We start from the raw sequence: 485 nt of genomic DNA, 5'->3' as shown, positions 1-485 counted from the left end.
CAATACTGGAAATAGTAATGTAGGCTCAGACAATTCCGGCGACAACAATACTGGGAACAGTAATGCTGGAACCGATAATTCTGGTGATAATAATACTGGGAACAGTAATGTAGGCTCAGACAACTCTGGGGATAGCAATACTGGAAACAGTAATATAGGCTCAGACAATTCGGGGGACAACAATACTGGAAACAGTAACACTGGATCCGATAATTCTGGTGATAACAATACTGGAAACAGTAACACTGGAACCGATAATTCTGGAGATAACAATACTGGAAACAGTAACACTGGAACCGATAATTCTGGAGATAATAATACTGGAAATAGTAACGTTGGCTCAGATAACTCAGGAGACAGCAATACTGGAAACAGCAATACCGGCTCAGACAACTCGGGAGACAACAATACTGGAAACAGTAATACGGGTTCAGACAATTCTGGCGACAACAATACTGGAAACAGTAATACTGGAAATAGTAATG

The 485-nt window shown here is 40.6% G+C and carries 1 protein-coding gene; it reads left to right on the top strand.

Annotation, left to right across the window (positions count from 1 at the left end):
* On the top strand, positions 1–485 hold a 485-nt coding region (locus tag ESZ50_RS11730; protein WP_187387593.1), incomplete at both ends, for a hypothetical protein.

The organism is Weissella muntiaci, from assembly GCF_008107635.1.
Taxonomy (GTDB): Bacteria; Bacillota; Bacilli; order Lactobacillales; family Lactobacillaceae; genus Weissella; species Weissella muntiaci.
Note: the sequence above shows the minus strand (reverse complement) of the source record. Positions and strands in the feature narration are given on the sequence as shown.